21 protein-coding genes are annotated in these 21161 nt (G+C 71.5%); 11 read left to right on the top strand and 10 right to left on the bottom strand.

All coding sequences use genetic code 11. The features are described from left to right. Window positions 1-8: 8 nt before the first annotated feature. Complete coding sequence (locus tag ACIRDU_RS20865) at window positions 9-653, bottom strand: MerR family transcriptional regulator (protein WP_403581526.1); 645 nt, start codon at window positions 651-653, stop codon at window positions 9-11. Between the two features lie 131 nt (window positions 654-784). Between ACIRDU_RS20865 and ACIRDU_RS20860 the strand changes: the two genes are divergently transcribed. The 4 genes from ACIRDU_RS20860 to ACIRDU_RS20845 all read left to right on the top strand — a co-directional run bounded on the left by ACIRDU_RS20860 (window position 785) and on the right by ACIRDU_RS20845 (window position 4416). Beyond that, window positions 785-2308, top strand: a complete 1524-nt coding sequence (locus ACIRDU_RS20860; protein WP_403581524.1) for a flavin-containing monooxygenase — start codon at window positions 785-787, stop codon at window positions 2306-2308. After that, window positions 2305-3228, top strand: a complete 924-nt coding sequence (locus tag ACIRDU_RS20855) for an alpha/beta fold hydrolase (protein WP_403581522.1) — start codon at window positions 2305-2307, stop codon at window positions 3226-3228. Before ACIRDU_RS20860 ends, ACIRDU_RS20855 begins: the two co-directional genes overlap by 4 nt. Then, window positions 3225-4109, top strand: a complete 885-nt coding sequence (locus tag ACIRDU_RS20850; RefSeq protein ID WP_403581520.1) for an SDR family oxidoreductase — start codon at window positions 3225-3227, stop codon at window positions 4107-4109. Before ACIRDU_RS20855 ends, ACIRDU_RS20850 begins: the two co-directional genes overlap by 4 nt. A 76-nt stretch (window positions 4110-4185) precedes the next feature. Continuing rightward, window positions 4186-4416, top strand: a complete 231-nt coding sequence (locus ACIRDU_RS20845; RefSeq protein ID WP_403581518.1) for a hypothetical protein — start codon at window positions 4186-4188, stop codon at window positions 4414-4416. Window positions 4417-4482: 66 nt separating this feature from the next. On the opposite strand, the gene ACIRDU_RS20840 is transcribed toward ACIRDU_RS20845, so the two are convergent. Further along, window positions 4483-7725 (bottom strand): S41 family peptidase, encoded by a 3243-nt coding sequence (locus tag ACIRDU_RS20840; RefSeq protein ID WP_403581517.1) that lies wholly within the window; start codon window positions 7723-7725, stop codon window positions 4483-4485. A 154-nt stretch (window positions 7726-7879) separates the two neighbouring features. Here ACIRDU_RS20840 and ACIRDU_RS20835 point away from each other — a divergent pair, with 154 nt between their 5' ends. After that, on the top strand, window positions 7880-8482 hold the full coding sequence (locus ACIRDU_RS20835) for a TetR/AcrR family transcriptional regulator (protein WP_403581515.1): 603 nt from the start codon (window positions 7880-7882) through the stop codon (window positions 8480-8482). A 97-nt stretch (window positions 8483-8579) separates the two neighbouring features. Continuing rightward, a complete protein-coding gene (locus ACIRDU_RS20830) occupies window positions 8580-10805 on the top strand; it encodes an MMPL family transporter (protein WP_403581513.1) in 2226 nt (741 codons plus the stop codon). A 78-nt stretch (window positions 10806-10883) separates the two neighbouring features. Here ACIRDU_RS20830 and ACIRDU_RS20825 read toward each other — a convergent pair whose 3' ends face one another. Continuing rightward, window positions 10884-12026 carry a glutathione-independent formaldehyde dehydrogenase gene (locus tag ACIRDU_RS20825; RefSeq protein ID WP_403581511.1) on the bottom strand — a complete coding sequence of 381 codons (1143 nt, stop codon included), beginning with the start codon at window positions 12024-12026 and terminating at the stop codon, window positions 10884-10886. A gap of 90 nt (window positions 12027-12116) precedes the next feature. Here ACIRDU_RS20825 and ACIRDU_RS20820 point away from each other — a divergent pair, with 90 nt between their 5' ends. The 4 genes from ACIRDU_RS20820 (at window position 12117) to ACIRDU_RS20805 (ending at window position 14052) form a co-directional block, all read left to right on the top strand. Continuing rightward, window positions 12117-12302 (top strand): hypothetical protein, encoded by a 186-nt coding sequence (locus ACIRDU_RS20820; protein WP_403581509.1) that lies wholly within the window; start codon window positions 12117-12119, stop codon window positions 12300-12302. A gap of 44 nt (window positions 12303-12346) precedes the next feature. Then, window positions 12347-12862 carry a YbaK/EbsC family protein gene (locus tag ACIRDU_RS20815; RefSeq protein WP_403581507.1) on the top strand — a complete coding sequence of 172 codons (516 nt, stop codon included), beginning with the start codon at window positions 12347-12349 and terminating at the stop codon, window positions 12860-12862. Continuing rightward, window positions 12859-13704 carry an EamA family transporter gene (locus ACIRDU_RS20810; protein WP_403581505.1) on the top strand — a complete coding sequence of 282 codons (846 nt, stop codon included), beginning with the start codon at window positions 12859-12861 and terminating at the stop codon, window positions 13702-13704. The genes ACIRDU_RS20815 and ACIRDU_RS20810 overlap by 4 nt, the downstream gene beginning before the upstream one ends. A 72-nt stretch (window positions 13705-13776) precedes the next feature. Beyond that, a complete protein-coding gene (locus tag ACIRDU_RS20805; protein WP_403581503.1) occupies window positions 13777-14052 on the top strand; it encodes a DUF1876 domain-containing protein in 276 nt (91 codons plus the stop codon). 26 nt (window positions 14053-14078) lie between these two features. Here ACIRDU_RS20805 and ACIRDU_RS20800 read toward each other — a convergent pair whose 3' ends face one another. The 6 genes from ACIRDU_RS20800 to ACIRDU_RS20775 all read right to left on the bottom strand — a co-directional run bounded on the left by ACIRDU_RS20800 (window position 14079) and on the right by ACIRDU_RS20775 (window position 18880). Beyond that, entirely contained in the window at window positions 14079-15242 is a 1164-nt protein-coding gene (locus tag ACIRDU_RS20800; RefSeq protein WP_403581501.1) for a serine hydrolase domain-containing protein, read from the bottom strand. A gap of 34 nt (window positions 15243-15276) precedes the next feature. Further along, window positions 15277-15723, bottom strand: coding sequence for an organic hydroperoxide resistance protein (locus ACIRDU_RS20795; protein ID WP_403581499.1), 447 nt, complete (start codon window positions 15721-15723; stop codon window positions 15277-15279). A 102-nt stretch (window positions 15724-15825) separates the two neighbouring features. Further along, window positions 15826-16287: a MarR family winged helix-turn-helix transcriptional regulator gene (locus ACIRDU_RS20790; RefSeq protein WP_403581498.1), complete on the bottom strand. Its 462-nt coding sequence runs from the start codon at window positions 16285-16287 to the stop codon at window positions 15826-15828. Between the two features lie 10 nt (window positions 16288-16297). Further along, window positions 16298-17065, bottom strand: coding sequence for an energy-coupling factor ABC transporter ATP-binding protein (locus ACIRDU_RS20785; protein WP_403581496.1), 768 nt, complete (start codon window positions 17063-17065; stop codon window positions 16298-16300). After that, window positions 17053-17814, bottom strand: a complete 762-nt coding sequence (gene cbiQ, locus ACIRDU_RS20780) for a cobalt ECF transporter T component CbiQ (protein WP_403581494.1) — start codon at window positions 17812-17814, stop codon at window positions 17053-17055. Before cbiQ ends, ACIRDU_RS20785 begins: the two co-directional genes overlap by 13 nt. 1 nt (window position 17815) lies before the next feature. Then, the gene (locus ACIRDU_RS20775) at window positions 17816-18880 is read right to left on the bottom strand and encodes an energy-coupling factor ABC transporter permease (protein WP_403581492.1); all 1065 of its coding nucleotides are present in this window, start codon (window positions 18878-18880) and stop codon (window positions 17816-17818) included. A 170-nt stretch (window positions 18881-19050) separates the two neighbouring features. On the opposite strand from ACIRDU_RS20775, the gene ACIRDU_RS20770 reads away from it, so the two are divergent. After that, window positions 19051-19416 (top strand): SsgA family sporulation/cell division regulator, encoded by a 366-nt coding sequence (locus ACIRDU_RS20770; protein ID WP_403581490.1) that lies wholly within the window; start codon window positions 19051-19053, stop codon window positions 19414-19416. A gap of 22 nt (window positions 19417-19438) precedes the next feature. Here the strand turns inward: ACIRDU_RS20770 and ACIRDU_RS20765 are convergent, their stop codons facing one another. Beyond that, complete coding sequence (locus tag ACIRDU_RS20765) at window positions 19439-21106, bottom strand: penicillin-binding transpeptidase domain-containing protein (RefSeq protein ID WP_403581488.1); 1668 nt, start codon at window positions 21104-21106, stop codon at window positions 19439-19441. Between the last annotated feature and the right edge of the window lie 55 nt (window positions 21107-21161).

Raw genomic sequence — 21161 nt, 5'->3', positions numbered from 1 at the left:
TGTGGGCGTCAGTCCTGCCTGCGCATCCTGCGGTCCAGCGCCAGTGAAAGCTCCGCCTCCACCACGCTCCGGGCCAGTGGGCGCAGGCGGGGGAGGTCCTGGGGGGAGGCGTGGCGCACAACCAGGTCGGTGAAGAGTTCGGCCAGGGCGTCGGCGTGGGTGCGGACCTGTTTGGCGGCGCCGAGGACCTCCGCGAGGGGGATGCCCTCGTGGACCAGGGCCGCGGAGACGTCCAGGAGGCGGCGGCTGATGTGGACGATCTCCTCGCCGTCGGTGCCGAGGTAGCCGAGTTCCATCGCGGCGGCGAGGTTCTCCGGTGTGGCCTCGCCGGCGAAGTGGTCGGCGAGTTCCTCGGGGGTGAGGTGGACCGGTTCCTCCTCGGTGGGGCCGCCGACGCCGAGCAGGTCGCCGACGTCCCGGCCGTGGTCGAAGGCCTCCGCCAGTTCCGCGATGCCGCTGAGGGTGTGGCCGCGCTCCAGCAGGGCCGTGATCGTGCGCAGCCGGGCCAGGTGGTGGTCGTCGTACCAGGCGATGCGGCCCTCGCGGCGGGGTGGCGGGATCAGTTTGCGTTCGCGGTAGAAGCGCAGGGTGCGCACCGTGATCCCGGCGAGGCGGGCCAGCTCTTCCATGCGGTATTCACGCTTCTCGGCCACCTGGGCACCTTAAGGCGTACCAGGGGTAACTTTCCTCGTCCCGCCCCCTACCCATCGGTACGCCGCTGCCCTACGCTCCCATTGCGCCAGTGTTCACTGGCACGGTTCTCGTGGTGTGTGGAGGTGTCGGCATGGGCGAGCGCGAACACGAGCATGTGCGGGTCGCGGTGGTCGGGTCCGGGTTCGGCGGGCTGGGGGCCGCCGTGCGGCTGCGCCGCGAGGGCGTCACCGACTTCGTCGTCCTGGAGCGGGCGAGCAGTGTCGGCGGGACCTGGCGGGACAACAGCTACCCGGGGTGCCGGTGTGACGTGCCGTCCCATCTCTACTCGTTCTCCTTCGCACCCAACCCCGACTGGCCCCGCGCCTTCTCGGGACAGGAGCACATCCGCGCCTACCTGGAGCACGTGACCGACGTGTTCCGGCTGCGCCCGCACATCCGCTTCGACTCGGAGGTGAAGCGGATGAGCTGGAACGGCGAACGGCTGTGCTGGGACATCGAGACCAGCAGCGGGAGCCTGTCGGCGGACATGGTCGTGTCGGCCACCGGGCCGTTGTCCGATCCGAAGGTGCCGGACATCCCGGGACTGGAAACGTTTCCGGGCAAGGTCTTCCACTCGGCCCGCTGGGACCACGACTGCGACCTGCGTGGCAAGCGCGTCGCCATGGTGGGGACCGGGGCCTCGGCCGCCCAGATCGTGCCCGCCATCCAGCCCGAGGTCTCGCGCCTGACCCTGTTCCAGCGCACCCCGCCCTGGGTCATGCCCCGCGTCGACCGGAACATCAGCGGCGCGGAGCGGTGGCTGCACCGGCAGCTGCCCTTCACCTCGCAGCTCAGGCGCGGACTGCTGTGGGGCATCAGGGAGTTGCAGGTCCAGGCGTTCACCAAGCATCCGGGGCAGCTCGGCCTCGTCGAGGAGCTGGCCCGGCGCAACATGGCCCGCTCCGTCAAGGACCCGGCCCTGCGGGCGAAACTCACCCCGGACTACCGCATCGGCTGCAAGCGGATCCTGCTGTCCAGCGACTACTACCCCGCGCTCGCGCAGCCCAACGTCGACGTGGTCGCGAGCGGGCTCGCCGAGGTCCGCGGGTCCACCCTGGTCGCCGCCGACGGCAGCGAGGCCGAGGTGGACGCGATCGTCTTCGGCACCGGCTTCCACGTCACCGACATGCCCATCGCCGAGCGGGTCGTGGGCGCCGACGGGCGGACCCTCGCGGAGACCTGGAAGGGCGGCATGGAGGCCCTGCGCGGTGCCTCCGCGGCCGGCTTCCCCAACTGGATGACGATCATCGGGCCCAACACCGGCCTCGGGAACTCCTCGATGATCCTCATGATCGAGTCCCAGCTGAACTACCTCGCCGACTACGTCCGACAGCTCGACGTCCTCGGCGGCCGGGTCGCCCTGGACGCCCGCCCGGACGCCGTGCGCGCCTGGAACCACCGGGTGCAGGAGCGCATGAAGCGCACCGTGTGGAACACCGGCGGCTGCACCAGCTGGTACCTCGACGCGAGCGGCCGCAACACCACCATCTGGCCCGGCACCACCGGGGAGTTCCGGCGGGCGACAAGGCGGGTGGACCTCGCGGAGTACGACGTCCTGCGGGCGCCCGCGGCCGAGAAGACCATCGCGCAGGAGAAGGCCGGGGTGGAAGCGTGAGCCGCCTCCTGTACGTCGACTCCGGCCCCTACGCCCCGCCCGCCCCGGCGCGCGAACTGACCGCCGTCTCCGCCGACGGTGCCCGGCTGCACGTCGAGATCCACGGGCCCGAGGGTGCCCCCGCCGTCGTCCTCGCCCACGGCTGGACCTGCTCCACCGCCTTCTGGGCGGCACAGATCCGCGACCTGGCCGCCGACCACCGGGTCATCGCCTACGACCAGCGCGGGCACGGGCGCAGCCCCGCGAGCCCCGCGTGCAGCGCGGACGCGCTCGCCGACGATCTGGAAGCCGTCCTCGAAGCCACCCTCGCGCCCGGTGAGCAGGCCGTGATCGCCGGGCATTCGATGGGCGGGATGACCGTGATGGCTGCCTCCGGGAGAGCCGCCTTCCGGGCGCACGCGGCCGCCGTCCTGCTGTGCAGCACGGGCAGTTCGCAGCTGGTCGCGGCCTCCACCGTTTTTCCCTTGCGGGCCGGGCGGGTGCGGACCTGGCTGACGCGGAAGATCCTCGGCTCCCGCGCCCCGCTCGGGCCGGTCACGCCGCTGGCCCGCCGGATCCTCAAGTACGGGACCATGGGCCCCGCTTCGGCCCCGCACATGATCGAGGCGTGTGCCCGGATCGTGCACGCCTGCCCCCGCAAGGTCCGCCACGCCTGGTCGCAGGTGCTGGATCTGCTCGACCTCGACCACGGCGTGCGGGAGCTGGACGTGCCCGCGGCCGTGATCGTCGGGACGGCGGACCGGCTGACGCCGCCGGTGCAGGCCCGGGCCCTGGCCGCCGCGCTGCCGCACTGCACCGGCATCGTCGAACTGCCCGGCATCGGACACATGACGCCCGTCGAGGCGCCCGAACTGGTCACCGGCACGATCCGGGACCTCGTCCGCACCCACATCCAGGTCGTATCCGAGGAGAACGCATGAGCAGGGTGAGCCTCGAAGGCAAGGTCGCCGTGGTGACCGGGGCGGCGCGCGGTGTCGGGGAGTTGCTGGCCCGCAAGCTCTCCGCGCGCGGTGTGAAGGTCGCGCTGGTCGGCCTCGAGCCGGACGCGTTGAAACAGGTCTCCGGGCGGCTGCACAGCGACAGCGACCACTGGCACGCCGACGTCACCGACCACGAGGCGATGGCCCGTGTCGCGGTCGAGGTCGAGGAACGCTTCGGCAGGGTCGACATCCTCGTCGCCAACGCCGGTGTCGCCACCGGCGGGCCGTTCGCGGATTCCGACCCGGAGTCCTGGCGGCGGGTGATCGAGGTCAACCTGATCGGCTCGGCGGTGACCGCCCGCGCCTTCCTGCCCCTGCTGACGCAGAGCCGGGGCTACCTGCTTCAGATCGCCTCCCTCGCCGCGATCACCCCGGCGCCGATGATGACCGCGTACTGCGCCTCCAAATCGGGTGTGGAGGCGTACGCGCACAGCCTGCGGGCCGAGGTCGGGCACCGGGGCGTGAAGGTGGGCGTCGGCTACCTGTCGTGGACCGACACCGACATGGTGCGCGGGGCCGACCAGGACGACGTCATGCGGGAGTTGAGGCAGCGGCTGCCCTGGCCGTCCAACAAGACGTACCCGCTCGGTCCGGCCGTGGACCGGCTCGTGGAGGGCATCGAGCGCAGGTCGAGCCATGTGTACGGGCAGTGGTGGCTGCGCGGGATGCAGGGCGTACGCGGTTATCTGCCCGCGGTCATCGGGACGGTGGGCCAGCGCGAGATGCGGCGGTTCGCGGACCGGCTGACGGGCATGCGCACGGGCCTCGTGGGGGCCGGTGGAGCGGCCGATGAGCAGGAGCGGACTACGCTCCGTAAATGATCGACATGCGCAGCGTCACGGCCCGTGTGAATCTGAACGAGCCAGATCCCCTCACCCCCAACGGGAGTGAACCCACATGGGTATGAAGGACCAGTTCCAGGAGAAGTCCGAGCAGTGGCAGAACCAGGCTCGCCAGAAGGCGGACCAGGCTCGCGAGCAGATGCAGGGTCGTGGTCGCCGGCGCGACGAGGACATGGACCCCTCGCAGCCGCAGCCGCAGCGCGACCGTGACCGCGAGCGCTCGCAGCCGCAGCGCGAGCGTGAGCGCGAGCAGGAGGACCGCTTCGACCAGGACTACGACGCCTGACGTTGCGCGCTGAAGGAGAGGGGCGCCCCCGAGCGGGGCGCCCCTTTCCCCTTGTGCCCCGGCGGCTCACGCCCTGGGCGGCAGCTTCGGGCGGGAGCGGTCCGGTACGTCGCTGTAGGTCGGCGGCGTCGCCGGCGGGTTGGTCTCCAGCAGCCCGAGCGCCAGCTCCACCGCGTCGGTCAGCTGGGCGTGCCGGCCCTCGGCCCAGTCCAGCGGGGTGCGCAGGACGTCGATGTCGGGGGCGACGCCCTTGTTCTCCACCGACCAGCCGTACGCGTCGAACCAGGCCGCGTTCATGGGCACCGTGATCACCGTGCCGTCGCCCAGCTCGTGGCGGCCGGTCATGCCGACCACACCGCCCCAGGTCCGCTGGCCCACGACCGGGCCGAGCTTCAGCAGTTTGAACGCGGCGGTGATCATGTCGCCGTCGGAGGAGGTCGCCTCGTCCGCCAGGGCCACCACCGGGCCCCGCGGCGCGTTCGAGGTGTACGACACCGCCTGGGCGTCGCGGGTCAGGTCCCAGCCCAGGACGGTCCGGCTCAGCGTCTCGACGACCAACTCGCTGATGTGCCCGCCCGCGTTGCCGCGCACGTCCACGATCAGGGCCGGGCGGGACACCTCCATGCGCAGGTCGCGGTTGAACTGCGCCCAGCCCGAACCGCCCATGTCCGGGATGTGCAGATAGCCGCACCGCCCGCCGCTCAACTCGCGTACCACCGACCGGCGTTTGGCCACCCAGTCCTGGTAGCGCAGCGGCCGCTCGTCGACGAGCGGGACGACGGCGACCCGCCGGGGCGGACCCTCGCCCTGCGCCGGGCCGAAGGTCAGCTCCACCGTCGTACCGCCCGCGCCGGCCAGCAGCGGATACGGGCCCGCGTCGGGATCCACCGGGCGGCCGTCGACATGGGTGAGGAGCGCGCCCTCCCGGATGCCCGTACCGGCGAGCGGGGAACGGGCCTTGGAGTCGGAGGAGTCGCCGGGCAGGATCCGCCTGACCGTCCAGCCGCCGTCCCGGCGTACGAAGTTGGCGCCCAGCAGGCCCTGCCGGCGCTGGTAGTGGGGCGGGCCCTCGTTGCGCCGGGCCGCGGTGACGTAGGCGTGGGAGGTGCCGAGCTCGCCCAGGACCTCGCGGAGCAGGTCGGCGAACTCGTCGGGGGTGGCGACCCGTTCGACCAGCGGGCGGTACTGGTCCAGCACGCCGTCCCAGTCGATGCCGCACATGCCCGGGTCCCAGAAGTAGGCCCGGATCAGCCGCCCGGCCTCCTCGTAGGACTGCCGCCACTCCGCCGCCGGGTCGACCACGTGCAGGATGCGGCGCGCGTCGATCCACACCGTCGAGTCGGCGTCGCCCGGCTCGTTGGCCGGCACCGCGCGCAGCTCGCCCTCGTCGACGATCACCAGCCGGCTGCCGTCGCCGCTGACCGCGAACCAGTCGAGGTGCTGGGCGAGTTCGGACCTTTTGGCCTTGGTGATGCCGAAGTGCTCCAGGGTCGGCCGGCCGCTGGTGTCGTCCGGATTGGCGAACGTCTCGCCGAGCGCGCCCGAGATCGGCCAGCGCAGCCACACCAGCCCGCCGCCCGCCACCGGGTACAGCGCCGAGTACTTGGAGGCGGCCACCGGGAACGGCGTGACCCGGCTCTCCAGCCCTTCGACCTCGACGGTCACGGCCCCGTTCTCCCCGTTGTCGTCGTCCTCCACCGGGTCCAGGCCCCCGGCGGCCGGGCGGCCCTCCGGGTTCACGGCGAACGGGGAGGGCGTCGCGGAGGACAGCGGCACGAGGTACGGGCGGCAGCCCAGCGGGAAGGACAGGTCGCCGGTGTGCACGTCGTAGACGGGGTCGAAGCCGCGCCAGGACAGGAAGGCGAGGTAGCGGCCGTCGCGCGTGAAGACCGGGTTCTCGTCCTCGAAGCGGCCGTTGGTGACGTCGACGACGAACGTGTCCCCTGCTGCTCCGGCGAGCCGGGCCATCTTGATCTGCCGCAGTGTGCGCCCGATGCCCGGGTGCGACCAGGTGAGCCACGCCCCGTCCGGGGAGAACGCCAGGTCGCGCACGGGTCCGTTGACCGACCGGATCAGCTCGGTGACCTCGCCGTCGGAGTCCTCGGTGACGTCGACGAGGAGGAGCCGGCCGTCGTGCGAGGCGACCGCAAGCCGCTCGCCCGCCGGGTCCGAGACCATCTCGTGCACCCGGCCCAGCGCACCCGAGGCCAGCCGCCGGGGCGCCCGGTCGCCGCTCGCCCGGGGCAGCGAGGCAATCTCGACGGCGTCCTCGCCCTCGGCGTCCGTCACGTACGCCACCTGTCCGCTTCCGCCGAGCATCTCCGGCAGCCGCACCCGGACGCCCGGGGTGTCGGTGAGGGTGCGGGCCGGGCCGTCCCGGTGGGTCAGCCAGTACAGGCTGCCGCGTACGACGACGGCGCCGGCCCGCCCCGTCTCGTCGACCGAGAGTCCGTCGACGTGCCGGGAGGCCGCCACCTGGTAGGGACGCCGTCCCGCGCGCGGCCCGCTCAGCCGTACGTCCAGCCGGCGAGGCCGGGAGTCCGGGGACAGGTCGTCGACCAGCCACAGGTCGCCCGCGCACTGGTACACCACCCGGGTGCCGTCGCTCGCGGCGTGCCGGGCGTAGAAGGCGTCGTGGTCGGTGTGCCGGCGCAGGTCCGAGCCGTCGTAGGCGCAGGAGTAGAGGTTGCCGACGCCCTCGTGGTCGGAGAGGAACGCGATGCGGCCGCCGACGAACATGGGGGAGTGCAGATGGCCGCCGAGGCCTTCCAGCAGCCGTTCGCCGTGCAGCCAGAGCCGGCCCGTGGCGCCGCCGCGGTAGCGCTTCCAGGAGGCCGGTTCGTGCGGTGGGGTGCCGGTGAGGAGCAGGGACTTGCGCTCCCCGTCCACGTCGGCGACCTGGATGTCGGAGACCGGCCCCCAGGGCAGTTTGCGGCCCGGATCGCCGCCGGGGGAGACCTTGTAGGCCCAGGTGAAGTACGAGAAGGGCTCGCCGTGCGAGGCCACGGCCAGGATCTCGCCGTCCGGGGTCCAGCCGCAGACCCGGGTGTCGGCGCTGCCCCAGTGGCTCACCTGGCGGCCCGGGCCGCCGTCCACCGGGACGACGTGGACCTCGGGCACCAGGCTGCGCCAGCTCGTGCAGGCGAGGTGGCGGCCGTCGGGCGAGAAGCGGGGGTGGCCCAGCTTGGTGCGGTCGACGGTGAGGCGCCAGGCCCGGCCGGGGGCGTCGAGCGGGGCGAGCCAGAGGTCGTCCTCGGCGACGAAGCACAGCAGGTCGTCATGGAGGTGCGGCAGACGCAGATAGGTCACGTCCTCATGCTTTGCCGGGGGACGGACCAGGGCAACTCAGGGCAGAAGTGCGACCGTGACCCGGCACATGTACGAAACGGTTTCGTTTCCATTGGGAGTGCGCTACATTCGTGACGTACGAAACCGTGTCGTTCGGAGCAGGAAGGTGGAAGAGATGGCTGAGGTCGCCGCCGCGCGTCGCAGTCGGATCACCCCCGAGCGTGAGGCCGAGCTCTACGCGGCCGTGCTCGACCTGCTCCGCGAAGTCGGCTACGACGCCCTCACCATGGACGCCGTGGCGGCGCGCACCCGGTCCAGCAAGGCCACCCTCTACCGCCAGTGGGGCGGCAAGGCCCAGCTGGTCGTCAAGGCGCTCCGGCACAACAAGCCGGTGAAGAACCTCGACGAGATCGACACCGGCTCGCTGCGCGGCGACTTCCACGCCATCATGGCGCGCACGGACGACGCCAAGATGGAGCAGGACGGTGCGCTGATGCGCGGCCTGGCCACGGCGATGCACGCGAATCCGGACCTCCACAGCGAGTTCCGGAGCCAGATCATCGAGCCGGAGATCGCCGACTCGCGTCGTGTGCTCCAGCGCGCGGTCGACCGGGGCGAGGTCCGTGCGGACTGCCCCGCGCTGGAGTTCGTGGTGCACATGATGCTCGGCGCCTTCGTCACCTGCGCGGTTCTCGACGACCGGCCGCCGACGGCGGCCTTCCTCACCTCCTACATAGACGCCGTGGTCCTCCCCGCCCTCGGCGTGCCCACCGAGTAGTCCCCCTCAGCTAGCCCCTACCTGACGTCTCCGCTCACGTCGTCGGGCTGATCACCCCTGCCCTGAAGACCCCACGACTGACCGGGAGTACGCCCTCGTGGCCACTTTCCTCTACAAACTCGGCCGGCTCTCGTTCCGGCGGCGGCACTTCGTCGCCCTGATCTGGGTGGCCCTGCTGACCCTCGCCGGTGTCGGCGCGGCCAGTGCCCCCGCCGCGGGCAACAGCTCGTTCTCCATCCCCGGCACCGAGGCCCAGAAGGCCTTCGACCTGCTGGAGCAGCGCTTCCCCGGCACCAGCGCCGACGGCGCCACCGCACGCGTCGTCTTCAAGGCGCCGAGCGGCGAGAAGATGACCGACCCCGGCAACAAGGCGACGGTCCAGGACACGGTGAAGGAGCTGGCCGACGGCTCCGAGGTCGTCCGCGTCACCGACCCGTACCAGGCGAAGGCCGTCAGCAAGGACGGCACGATCGCCTACGCGCAGGTGTCGTACAAGGTCTCCGGCATGGAGCTGGACGACGCGGCGAAGGACGCCCTGGAGGACAGCGCGCAGGACGCGCGGAAGGCCGGGCTGACCGTCGAGATCGGCGGTGACGCGCTCCAGGCCGTCCCGCACACCGGCTCCAGCGAGATCATCGGCATCGCGGTCGCCGCGGTCGTCCTCGTCATCACCTTCGGCTCGCTGGTGGCGGCCGGGCTGCCGCTGCTGACGGCGCTCATCGGCGTGGGCATCGGCGTCTCCGCGATCACGGGGCTGGCCAGTGCGCTGGACCTGGGCACCACCACCTCCACCCTGGCGATGATGATCGGCCTGGCCGTGGGCATCGACTACGCGCTGTTCATCGTCTCCCGCTACCGCGCCGAGCTGGCCGAGGGCCGCGAGCGCGAGGAAGCGGCGGGCCGGGCCGCCGGCACGGCGGGCTCCGCGGTGGTCTTCGCCGGTCTGACCGTGGTGATCGCGCTGGTGGGCCTGTCCGTCGTCAACATCCCGATGCTGACGAAGATGGGCATCGCGGCGGCGGGCACGGTGGCCATCGCGGTGCTGATCGCCCTGACGATGATCCCGGCACTGCTCGGATACGCGGGCCGGAAGGTGCGGCCGATGGGGGAGAAGGGCAAGCTCCTCGGCCGGTCGAAGCCGCAGGACGAGGCGGCCGAGCCGGCCAAGTCGGCCAAGCCGAACCTGGGCACGCGCTGGGCGAGCTTCGTCGTGCGCCGCCCGGTCACGGTCCTGCTGCTCGGTGTCGTCGGCCTCGGCGCGGCGGCCGTCCCGGCGACCTCCCTCGAACTGGGCCTGCCCGACGACGGCTCCCAGCCCACCTCCACCACCCAGCGCCGCGCCTACGACCTGCTGTCCGAGGGCTTCGGGCCGGGCTTCAACGGTCCGCTGATGGTCGTCGTCGACGCGAAGAACAGCGACGACCCGAAGGGGGTCTTCGCCGAGACCGGCGAGGAGATCAAGGGCCTGAAGGACGTCGTGACGGTCACGCCGGCACAGCCCAACAAGGCCGGCGACACCGCCACCATCACCGTCATCCCCGGCTCCAAGCCGTCCTCCGTCACGACGGAGAACCTGGTGCACGGCATCCGGGACGCCGGCACGGACATCAAGGCCGACACCGACGCGAACGTCCTGGTCACCGGCAGCACAGCGATGAACGTCGACGTCAGCGAGAAGCTCAACGACGCGCTGGTGCCGTATCTGGTGCTGGTCGTCGGCCTGGCCTTCCTCCTGCTGATCGTGGTCTTCCGCTCCATCCTGGTCCCGCTGAAGGCGGCCCTCGGCTTCCTCCTGTCGGTGATGGCGGCCCTCGGCGCGGTCGTCGCGGTCTTCCAGTGGGGCTGGCTGTCGGACCTGATGGGCGTGGAGCAGACGGGACCGGTCATGTCGATGATGCCGATCTTCATGGTCGGCGTGGTCTTCGGCCTGGCGATGGACTACGAGGTGTTCCTCGTGACCCGGATGCGGGAGGCCTACGTCCACGGTGAGAAGCCCGCCCAGGCCGTGGTCACCGGGTTCCGGCACGGCGCCCGGGTCGTCACCGCCGCCGCGGTCATCATGATGGCCGTCTTCGCCGGCTTCATCGGCTCGTCCGAGTCGATGGTCAAGATGATCGGCTTCGGCCTCGCGATCGCGGTGTTCTTCGACGCGTTCGTCGTCCGCATGGCCATCGTCCCGGCCGTCCTGGCCCTCCTCGGCCGCAAGGCCTGGTGGCTCCCGAAGTGGCTCGACCGCGCGCTGCCCAACGTCGACGTGGAGGGCGAGGGCCTGCGCACCCTTGCCGACCGCGGCGACGGGAACAGGGAGCTGGTCCGCGCCTGACGCCTGAGAGTCCGGCCGGTGAGGGCACCGTGGGGACGGGCGCCCTCACCGGCTTCTTTCATGCCCTGCCCGGGCTTCCTACGCTGCCTGGGGGTGGAGAACCACCTTCGTGTAGCCCTCGACGCGCTTGTCGAACTTCTCGTATGCCGACGAAGCCTGGTCGAGCGGCAGTTCGTGCGAGACGACGAAGCTGGGCTTCGCCCGATCCTCGATGATCATGTCCCGCAGGTGGCGGTTGTACCGCTTGACATTGCACTGCCCGGTGCCCAGGCGGAGCCCCTTCTCGAAGAGGCGCCCGACGGCGACCATCAGCATGCCCTTCTTGGCCTGCTCGTCCGGACCGCCCGGGTCGCTCGGGACGTAGAGCCCGGGGATGCCGAGCGCGCCCGTCGGGCGGACCGTATCGACCAGGGAGTTCAGGACGATCGCCGGTTCCTCACGGTCCTCGCCCTGCGCCTGGGCCTGGTAGCCGACCGCGTCGATGCCCTTGTCCGTGCCCTGGCCGTCGGTCTGCTCCCTGATCTGCTCCGCCGGGTTGCCCTGGGTGAAGTCGATCGGGATCGTGCCGATCTCCCGGGCTTTCTGGAGACGTTCCGCCACCCGGTCGACCACGAACACCTTGCTCGCACCGCGCAGCATCGCGGAGTAGGCGGCCATCAGCCCGACCGGACCGGCGCCGTACACGGCGACCGTGTCACCGGGACGCACGTCGGCCAGTTCGTTGCCGTGGTAGCCCGTCGGGAAGATGTCCGCGAGCAGGACGAAGTCCGTCTCCTTCTCCTTGCCCTCCGGGAGTTTCAGGCAGTTGAAGTCGGCGTACGGGACCCGCACGTACTCCGCCTGGCCGCCCGTGTAGGGACCCATGGAGACGTAGCCGTAGGCGCCGCCGGCGAAGCCCGGGTTCACCGTCAGGCAGAAGCCCGTGAAGCCGGCCGAACAGTTCTTGCAGAAGCCGCAGGCCACATTGAACGGCATGACCACCCGGTCGCCCTTGTTGAGTGTGGTGACCCCCTCTCCTGTCTCCTCGACGACCCCGAGGTTCTCGTGGCCGAACACGATGCCCGGCTCCGCAGCCGTACGGCCCTCGTACATGTGCAGGTCGGAGCCGCAGATGGCCGTTGACGTGACCCGGACGAGCACATCGTTCGGGTGCTGAATCCGTGGATCCTCCACTTCCTCTATCGCTACCTCGAAGGGGCCCTTGTATACGACAGCCCTCATCGTCAAGCACCTCCGTCTGTGCCGTGGCTCATATACCAGGCTCGTGCATGATGAGACGATTTGCATCCAGAAGAGGAAGGAATGACGACTTTGTCGCAACGTATCGGCACGCTTCTCGTGGCGGTCTCCGGACTGTCCGGCACCACCTACCCGGTAGGGACCCGCGTGGCCATCCAGGGCACCGGCGGATCCGTCGACGGCTTCGTCGACGGTGACTGGCTGCCGCTCGCCTGGTGGGAGTTCGCGGACGTCCGGCCGGAGGACGCCACCGGCTGAAACGGCCTCGCTCGTCCACTGCACGCACCGCTAGCGTGCGGGGCATGACGACGACAGCCGCCACTGACGCCGAAGGTTCCGGAGCTCATCCCCGTTTCGCCGAGGCCCTGCGGGAGCTCGGGCTCGGGGAGCTCGTGAGTCAGGTCCGCCGCTTTCCCGATGCCACCCGTACCGCCGCCGAGGCCGCCGCCGCGGTCGGGTGCGAGCTGAGCCAGATCTGCAAGTCACTGATCTTCGCGGCGGACGGCGTGCCCGTGCTGGTGCTGATGGACGGGGCCTCCCGGGTCGACCTCGAACTCGTCCGCAAGGAACTCGGCGCGGACAAGGTCACCCGGGCCAAGGTGGACCTCGTGCGGGAGACCACCGGGTACGCCATCGGCGGCGTGCCGCCCTTCGGGCACCGGACCAGGACCCGCGTCCTCGCCGACCGGTCCCTGCTGGAGCACGAGGTCGTCTGGGCCGCGGCCGGGACGCCGTACTCCGTGTTCCCCATGGCTCCCGAGGACCTGATCAGCCACGCCGACGGCACCCTGGTGGACGTGCGCGAGCGCACCCCGTGACGCCCCTGGTCACCGCCGCCGTTCTGCTCGCCGCCGTCACCCACGCCAGCTGGAACGCCATCGCCCACAAGATCACCGACAAGCTGGCCGGCTTCACGCTGATCTCGGGCGGCGGCGTCGTCATCGGGCTGGCACTCGCGCCCTTCGTGGCGTTCCCCGCGGCCGGGGCATGGCCGTATCTGCTCGCCTCCGCCGCCGTCCACATCGCCTACTACGCCCTGCTGATGAAGTCCTTCCGGCTGGGTGACTTCGGACAGGCCTACCCCATCGCCCGGGGCACCGCGCCCCTCGTCGTGACCCTGCTCGCCGCCCTCTTCGCACACGAGGTGCCCGACGGGTGGGCCGCCGCCGGGATCGCCCTGTCGTGCGCGGGGCTGACCGGCGTCGCCCTGTGGGGCCTGCGCGGGCGGCGGCCCGACTGGGCGGCGATCGGAGCGGCCCTGGCGACCGGGCTGACCATAGCCGTGTACACCGTCGTCGACGGGCTGGGCGTGCGGGCCTCCGGGTCCTCCCTCGGGTACATCGCCTGGCTGATGGCGGTCCAGGGGGTCGTCATCCCGGCGTACGCCGTGTGGCGCCTGCGCGGGGAGACCCTCGCCCTGCTGCGGCCGTTCGCCGGGCTCGGGCTGCTCGGTGCCGCGCTGTCCGTCGCCGCCTACGCCCTCGTCCTGTGGGCCCAGACCAGGGCCGAACTCGCCCCCATCGCCGCCTTGCGCGAGTCGTCGATCATCGTGGGCGCGGCGATCGGGGCCGTGTTCTTCAAGGAGCGGTTCGGGGCGCCGAGGATCGCGGCGGCCGGGCTGCTGGTGGTCGGGATCGGGCTGATGCTGCACGCCGGATAGGCCACCTCCAGGCGGGTGCGCCCGGCTGGTGCGAGGAGCACCCTGGAACTAAGCGTTCCGGAGGTGATCGTCATGATGCACACCACAGTGGGATGGCACGTCGAGATGGAGTTCACGGAGGACGACCAGCACACGCGGGCGGCCGCGATGGTCCGCCTGCCCGACGGTGCCGAGGTACGGGCGCACGGGCACGCGAGCCGGCACCGGACCGACGCCAATCAGCCGAGGGTCGGGGAGGAGATCGCCGGGGCCCGGGCACTCAACGAACTCGCCATGAAGTTGCTGACCAAGGCCCACGAGGAGATCGACCAGGCGTCCGGCCGGACCTCCCACCCCATCCACGTCTAGGGGCTCCTGGAGGTGTCCAGGGGCTCCTAGAGGTCCAGCACTCCCCGCACCGCACGCACCAGCCCCTGCGCCCGCGGGTCCGCCGTCACCGTCTTGCGGAAGCCGTTGGTGACATAGCCGAAGGCGATCCCGGTCTCCGGGTCGGCGAAGCCGAGGGCGCCGCCGCGGCCCGGGTGGCCGAAGGAACCCGGGGTGAGGAACGGCGAGGCGCTGCCGTGCAGCATGTAGCCGAGGCCGAAGCGGGTGCCGACCACCAGGACCCGGTCGGGGCCCGCCGACTCCTCGGCCCGGGCCAGTTCCACCGTCTCCGGCGTGAAGAGGCGCGCGGTGCCGGCGGTGTCGCCGATCAGGGTCGCGTAGAAGCGGGCCAGTGAGTCCGCCGTCGCCATGGCGTTCGTCGCGGGGAGGGCGCTCGCGCGGTAGGCGGGGTCGTTCTGGTCCGGGAACGGGGAGATCGCGGCGAAGGCCCGGCGGGTGAGGGAGGCCGGGTCCTCGTAGGCCTCGGTGACCGAGCGCTTCGGCCGGGCCCGCAGACCGCCGGTCGGCTCGGCTCCCTCGACGCGGCCCACGCGCCCGACCCGGCCGGCCTCCGACTCCGGCAGACCGAGCCAGAGGTCCAGGCCCAGCGGGCCGGTGACCTGCGACGCGAGCCACTCCCCGGTGCCCTGCCCGGTCACGCGCCGCACCAGTTCGTCGAGCAGCCAGCCGTAGGTGAGCGCGTGGTAGCCGTGGTCGGTGCCGGGCTCCCAGACGGGGGCCTGCGCGGCGACCGCCTCCGGGCCCTTCAGCGGGTCCAGGGCCTCCTGCGGGGTGAGCGGCCGGTCGAGGAGCGGCAGTCCGGCCCGGTGGTTCAGCACGTGCCGGACCAGCACCCGCTCCTTGCCCCGCGCCTTGAACTCCGGCCAGTAGTGCCCCACCGGCGCGTCCAGGTCCAGCTGCCCGCGCTGGTGCAGCAGCAGGAGTACGGCGGCGGCGACACCCTTGGTCGCCGAGCGCACGACCTGGGCGGTGCCGCGCTCCCAGGGAGCCGTGCCGTCGACGTCCTTGGTGCCGCCCCACAGGTCGACGACCTTCTGCCCGTCCCGGTAGACGGCGACCGCCGCGCCCCGGTCCCCGAGTGTTTCGAAGTTCCGTACGAACGCGTCCCTCACCGGCTCGAAGCCCTCGGCCACTGTGCCGTGCACGTCCACGCCCGTACTCCTCGTCTCGCCGCTGTGCTCCCCTCTAGCCAAGCAGGATCGTCACGTCGATGTTCCCGCGGGTCGCGTTGGAGTACGGGCAGACCTCGTGGGCGGCGTCCACCAGCCTGGTCGCGAGGTCGGGGTCGACCACCGGCAGGGAGACGCTGAGGGCGACCGCGAGACCGTAGCCGCGCTGCTGGTTGGGGCCGATGCCGACCTTCGCGGAGACCGTGGAGCCGGTCAGGTCGTAGCCCTCGCGGTTGCCGACGAGGATCAGGGCGTTGTGGAAGCAGGAGCTGTAGCCGGCCGCGAAGAGCTGTTCCGGGTTGGTGCCGTGGCCGTCACCGCCGAGCTGCGGGGGCATCGCGACCTTGAGGTCGAGCTGACCGTCCTGGCTGGTGACGTAGCCTTCGCGACCACCGTGGGCGGTGGCCTCCGCCACGAACATGATCTTCGTCGGGCGGGTGTCGACGGCGGGGCCGTCAGTCATGCTGTCCTCCCCCGGAACCAGGTGTGCACCAACACATCGTGCACAAGGTACTGGCCGGTAACTCCCGTGCCGTGACCAGGGGGTGGAAACCGGGGGTAACCCTCAGCGGGCCCGGTCCGCCGCCGACTCCGCCCGCTCGGCCAGCCGCCACAGCTCCGCACGCAGCCGCCCGGCCTCCGCCGCGTCGAGCCCCGTCGTCGCGAGCAGCGCGCCGGGCACCCGACCCGCCCGCTCCCGGAGTTCCTCCCCGCGCCCGGTCACGGCCACGAGCACCGACCGCTCGTCCCGCGCCGACCGCTCACGCCGGACCAGACCGGCCGCCTCCAGGCGTTTCAGCAGCGGCGAGACCGTGCCGTAGTCGAGGCGCAGGGCCGCGGCCAGTTCCTTGACCGTGGTCTCGCCGCGCTCCCAGAGGACCAGCAGCACCAGGTACTGGGGGTAGGTGAGGCCCAGGTCGTCGAGGAGCGGGCGGTACGCCGCCGTCACCGCGCGCTGGGCGGCGTACAGCGCGAAGCACAGCTGCTCGTCCAGCAGCAGTGATCCGTCGCTCTCCTCGTTCGTCACGCGCCCATTGTCATGGACGGGCCGGAGCCGCCGGGACCGAACGCGGATCGAAACCGAACGGCAGCTCCAGACGGTGGGCCCGCATCAGCTCCTCGTCGCAGAGCAGCTCGCCGGTCGGCCCGTCGGCCGCGATCACCCCGTCGCTGAGGATCAGGGAGCGCGGGCACAGCTCCAGGGCGTAGGGGAGGTCGTGCGTGACCATCAGCACGGTCACGTCCAGGGAGCGCAGGATGTCCGCCAGTTCGCGGCGCGAGGCCGGGTCGAGGTTGGAGGACGGCTCGTCCAGCACGAGGATCTCCGGCTCCATCGCCAGCACGGTCGCGACGGCCACCCGGCGGCGCTGCCCGAAGGAGAGGTGGTGCGGCGGGCGGTCCTTGAACTCCGCCATGCCGACCCGCTCCAGCGCCCGCTCCACGCGCTCCTCCAGCTCCGGCCCCTTCAGCCCGGCCGCCGCGGGCCCGAACGCCACGTCCTCCCGGACCGTCGGCATGAACAGCTGGTCGTCCGGGTCCTGGAAGACGATGCCGACCCGGCGCCGGACCTCGGCCATGTTCCGCCTGTCCACGGGCATCCCGGCGACCTTCACGGTGCCCGCGCCGCCGGTCAGGATGCCGTTGAGGTGCAGCACGAGGGTCGTCTTGCCGGCACCGTTCGGCCCGAGCAGCGCGACCCGCTCGCCACGGGCGACCGAGAAGTCGACGCCGAAGAGGGCCTGATGCCCGTCGGGGTAGGCGAAGGCGAGGCCCGAGACCTCGAGAGAAGCAGTCACAGGGTCCATCCCAGCAGACAGACGAGGAGCGCGGCGCAGGGGAGGGCGAGGGCGTACGACCACTGCGCCCGGGACGCGGTCACCTCGTCGATGACGGGCATGGAGCCGGCGTAGCCGCGGCTGACCATGGCCAGGTGCACGCGCTCGCCGCGTTCGTAGGAGCGGATGAACAGCGCGCCCGCCGACGTGGCGAGGACGCCCCAGTGCTTGATGCCCTTGGCCTCGAAGCCGCGCGACTCCCGGGCGATCCGCATGCGCCGCATCTCGTCGGTGATGACATCGCCGTAGCGGATCATGAAGGACGCGATCTGCACGAGGAGCGGCGGGAGTTTGAGGCGCTGCAGGCCGAGGAGCAGTTCGCGCAGCTCGGTCGTGGCGGCCAGCAGCACCGAGGCCGCGACGCCCAGGGTGCCCTTGGCGAGCACGTTCCAGGCGCCCCACAGGCCGTTCACGCTCAGGGAGAGGCCGGCGACGTCGACCCGCTCGCCCTCCGCCACGAAGGGCATGAGCACCGCGAACGCGACGAACGGCACTTCGATCAGCAGCCGCCTGAGCAGGAAGGCGGCGGGCACGCGCGCGGCGTACGCGACGGCCCCGAGCAGCACGGCGTACAGGCCGAACGCCCACATCGCCTCGCGCGGTGTCGACACCACGACCACCACGAAGGCGAACACGGCGGCGAGCTTGGTGTGCGGCGGCAGGCCGTGCACGGGCGAGTGCCCGTGCCGGTACAGCTTGTGCGCGTGCCCGGCTCCCACGTCAGACGCTCGTCATGCTCGTCGTGTCCGACGGGGAGGTGTCGTCCGTACGGCGGCGGCGCACGGCCCAGAACACGCCGGTGCCCGCGACGACCGTGACGCCCACGCCGATGACGCCCGCCAGCCCTCCGGACAGGCGCGCGTCGTCGACGTCCTTGACGCCGTAGTCGGCGAGCGGGGAGTCGGCCACCGCGTGCTCCTCGGCCTTCTTGTCGATGCCGTGGTCGGCGGCGACCTTCTCGAGACCGTCGGGGTTCGCCGAGGCGTAGAAGCTGACGAACCCGGCCAGCGCGAGGGAGGCGACCAGGCCGGCGGCCCACACCTTGCGGTGCGAGGTGCGGGCGGCCACCGGCGCGGGCTCGGGCTCGGCACCGGGCGCGTCGACCAGTTCGCCGTTCACCCGCAGCTTGAGCTTCTGCGTCAGCCCGCGTGCCCCGTACACCAGGTCCGGGCGGACGGCGATGACCGCGCCGACGGTCAGGGCGGTGATCGCGGCCTCGCCGATGCCGATCAGGACGTGCACGCCGATCATGGCGGTGGCGACCTTGCCGATCGAGACGTCGGTGGTGCCGCCGATCGCGTACATCAGCGTGAAGGCCAGCGCGGCGGCCGGGACGGAGACCAGGGCGGCGACGAAGGAGGCCGCGGTGACCGACCGGCGGGTGCGGGGCAGCACCTTCACCAGGCCGCGGAAGAGTGCGTAGGCGACGACCGTCGTGACGATCGCCATGTTGGTGATGTTGACGCCGAGCGCCGTCAGGCCGCCGTCCGCGAAGAGGATGCCCTGCATCAGCAGGACGACGGAGACGCACAGGATCCCGGTGCAGGGGCCGACGAGTATCGCGGCCAGCGCACCGCCGAGCAGATGGCCGCTGGTCCCCGCCGCGACGGGGAAGTTCAGCATCTGCACCGCGAAGATGAACGCCGCGACGAGCCCGGCCAGCGGCGCCGTGCGCTCGTCGAGTTCGCGGCGTGCGCCGCGCAGGCTCACGGCGACGGCGCCCGCGGCGATCACACCGGTGGCGGCGGAGGTGGGCGCGTTGATGATTCCGTCAGGTACATGCACCGTTCGATGATGTGGCTTGATGCGAACGATTTGCAAGAGCGTGGTGCTTGTTTTATCTCATGCGTGATATATCCGGCCCCCAGGGGCGCAATACGGAAAATATGGGACATTGGAGAGGAAGTGGGACGCCCAGGTTCCACTTGGATTGCGCACGGTGAAAGGGCTGTCCGATGTCCGTAGTCGAGCAGTACGCGCGAGCCCACATCGTCTCGGACGCGGCCGTCCCGTTCGTCGACGAGCTGGAGGCGGTTCCGGTCACCCTGCGGTACGACCCCGACCGCGATCCCCGGTCGGTGCGCATGGGGCTGCCCGGGGCCGGAGGAGGCGAGTGGACCTTCGGCCGCGAGCTGCTGGAGGAGGGGCTGCGGGCCCCTGCCGGGAGCGGCGAGGTACGGGTGTGGCCGTGCGGCCGGGTGCAGGTCGTGGTGGAGTTCCACTCCGCGCGGGGCGTGTCGGTGGTGCAGTTCGAGCGGCAGGCACTGCTGCGGTTCCTGCGGCGGACCTACATGGCCGCCGCGGAACCCGTGACGCACTGAACCCCGGGCTCAGACCCCGGGCTCAGCCGCCCGCCTTCAGCAGCGCCGCCACGATAGGACCGGCCGTCGAGCCGCCGTGCCCGCCCTGCTGGACCACGCCCGCGGCGGCCAGGTCGCCCCGGTAGGCCGTGAACCAGCCGTTCGGCTTCTTCTGGCCGTCGACCTCGGCGGACCCGGTCTTCGCACCGACGTCACCGGCGACCCCGGCCATCGCCTCCGCGGCCGTGCCGTACGCGGCCGTGTACGACATCAGTTCACGCAGCTGGGACAGGGTGCCCGCCGACATCGTGCGCGAGGCCTTCGCCACCTTGCGCCCGTCCACGTCCGGGGAGACCAGGTACGGCTGGTGGAAGGTGCCGGCCTTGACCGTCGCCGACACCGACGCCATGTTCAGCGGGTTCATACGGACCCCGCCCTGCCCGATCAGCGAGGCGCCCATCTGGGCCGCCGACTGCACCGGCACCGCGCCGTCGAAGGACGGCACACCGATCGCCCAGTTGTTGAGCCCCAGGCCGAAGACCTGCTGCGCCTGCTTGGTCAGGTCGTCGTTCTTCAGCTTCGGCGCCTGGCTGATGAAGGCCGTGTTGCAGGAGCGGGCGAAGCTCGCCTTGAAGGTGCCGTTCTTGATCTCGAACTTGTCGTCGTTCTGGAATTTCCAGTGGCCGTACGTGAAGTACTTCGGGCACGGGTGCTTCTTGTCCGCCGAGGCCAGGCCCTTCTCGAGCAGCAGCGAGGAGGTGATGACCTTCATCGTGGAGCCGGGGGCCAGGGAGCCCTGGAAGGCGGTGTTGAAGCCGGGGGAGGCGTTGGCGGCGGCCAGGATCTCGCCGGTCGACACCCGCAGCAGGACCACCGACGACCTGGCCTTCTTGGCGACCTGCTGCTCGGCCGCCTTCTGCAGGGCCGGGTCGAGCGTGGTCTTCACCGTGCCGGGCGTGCCCTCGCTCAGCTCCAGCAGGGTCTTGTCGGAGAGGTCCTTCGCCTTGGCGGACTTCCCGCGCACGACCCGCAGTTCGACGCCGGCCTTGCCACCGGCCTCCTTGCCGTACTTCTCGCGCAGGCCGTCCAGGATCGGGCCGATGGAGGCGTACTTCTCCTCGGTCAGTTCGCCGCCGTCCCGGTCGAGGGCCTTGACCGGGGGCGTGCCCGCCGCGCCGGTGACCAGCGTGTCGCCGTCCTCCAGGTCCGGGTGGACGACCGCCGCGTGCCAGTCGACCAGCGGCTTTCCGTCGGAGGCGCGGCGCATGACGGTCAGTGCGCTGTCGTACGTCAGCGGCTTGTCGGTTCCCTTGTAGGACACCGTGCCCTTGACGGAGAACGGCACCTTGTCGCCGGTGGGCGTGCCCGGGGTGAGGGTGACGTCCTTGATGTGGGCGTCCTTGGCGTAACCGGTGAGCAGCGGCTGGGCCGCGGACGGGTCGTCGGTGGCCGCGGCGGCCCTGGTGACCTTCCCGGACTGCCAGGCGGTGAGGAAGGCGCGGGCGGTGGTGGTGACCTCGGCCGGCGACAGCGGGCCGGTCTTCACCTCGGGCTTCCGGTCCGACGCCCGCGTCCCGTCGTCGGCAGCGGCGCCGCCGCCGAACAGCGCGTAGCCACCGGCCCCGGCGCCCACGACGACCACGGCGATCATCCCGCCGATCACGGCGGGTCTCGTCTTCCGTCGCTCGGCGACGCGCCTTCTGTTGCCCACTGCTGTTCGTTCCTCCGCGAATCCCCAGGGTCCCCGATGCCCTCAGCTGTCCCAA

Source organism: Streptomyces sp. NPDC093598, assembly GCF_044764825.1.
Taxonomy (GTDB): Bacteria; Actinomycetota; Actinomycetes; order Streptomycetales; family Streptomycetaceae; genus Streptomyces.
Note: the sequence above shows the minus strand (reverse complement) of the source record. Positions and strands in the feature narration are given on the sequence as shown.

Bases quoted from the DNA above. Each gene is read 5' to 3' on its own strand.
- ACIRDU_RS20770 (WP_403581490.1), top strand. From the start codon at position 19,051: ATGTCCGTAGTCGAGCAGTACGCGCGAGCCCACATCGTCTCGGACGCG.
- ACIRDU_RS20835 (WP_403581515.1), top strand. From the start codon at position 7,880: ATGGCTGAGGTCGCCGCCGCGCGTCGCAGTCGGATCACCCCCGAGCGT.
- ACIRDU_RS20815 (WP_403581507.1), top strand. From the start codon at position 12,347: ATGACGACGACAGCCGCCACTGACGCCGAAGGTTCCGGAGCTCATCCC.
- ACIRDU_RS20860 (WP_403581524.1), top strand. From the start codon at position 785: ATGGGCGAGCGCGAACACGAGCATGTGCGGGTCGCGGTGGTCGGGTCC.
- ACIRDU_RS20785 (WP_403581496.1), bottom strand. From the start codon at position 17,065: ATGGACCCTGTGACTGCTTCTCTCGAGGTCTCGGGCCTCGCCTTCGCC.
- ACIRDU_RS20845 (WP_403581518.1), top strand. From the start codon at position 4,186: ATGGGTATGAAGGACCAGTTCCAGGAGAAGTCCGAGCAGTGGCAGAAC.
- ACIRDU_RS20795 (WP_403581499.1), bottom strand. From the start codon at position 15,723: ATGACTGACGGCCCCGCCGTCGACACCCGCCCGACGAAGATCATGTTC.
- ACIRDU_RS20805 (WP_403581503.1), top strand. From the start codon at position 13,777: ATGATGCACACCACAGTGGGATGGCACGTCGAGATGGAGTTCACGGAG.
- ACIRDU_RS20850 (WP_403581520.1), top strand. From the start codon at position 3,225: ATGAGCAGGGTGAGCCTCGAAGGCAAGGTCGCCGTGGTGACCGGGGCG.
- ACIRDU_RS20825 (WP_403581511.1), bottom strand. From the start codon at position 12,026: ATGAGGGCTGTCGTATACAAGGGCCCCTTCGAGGTAGCGATAGAGGAA.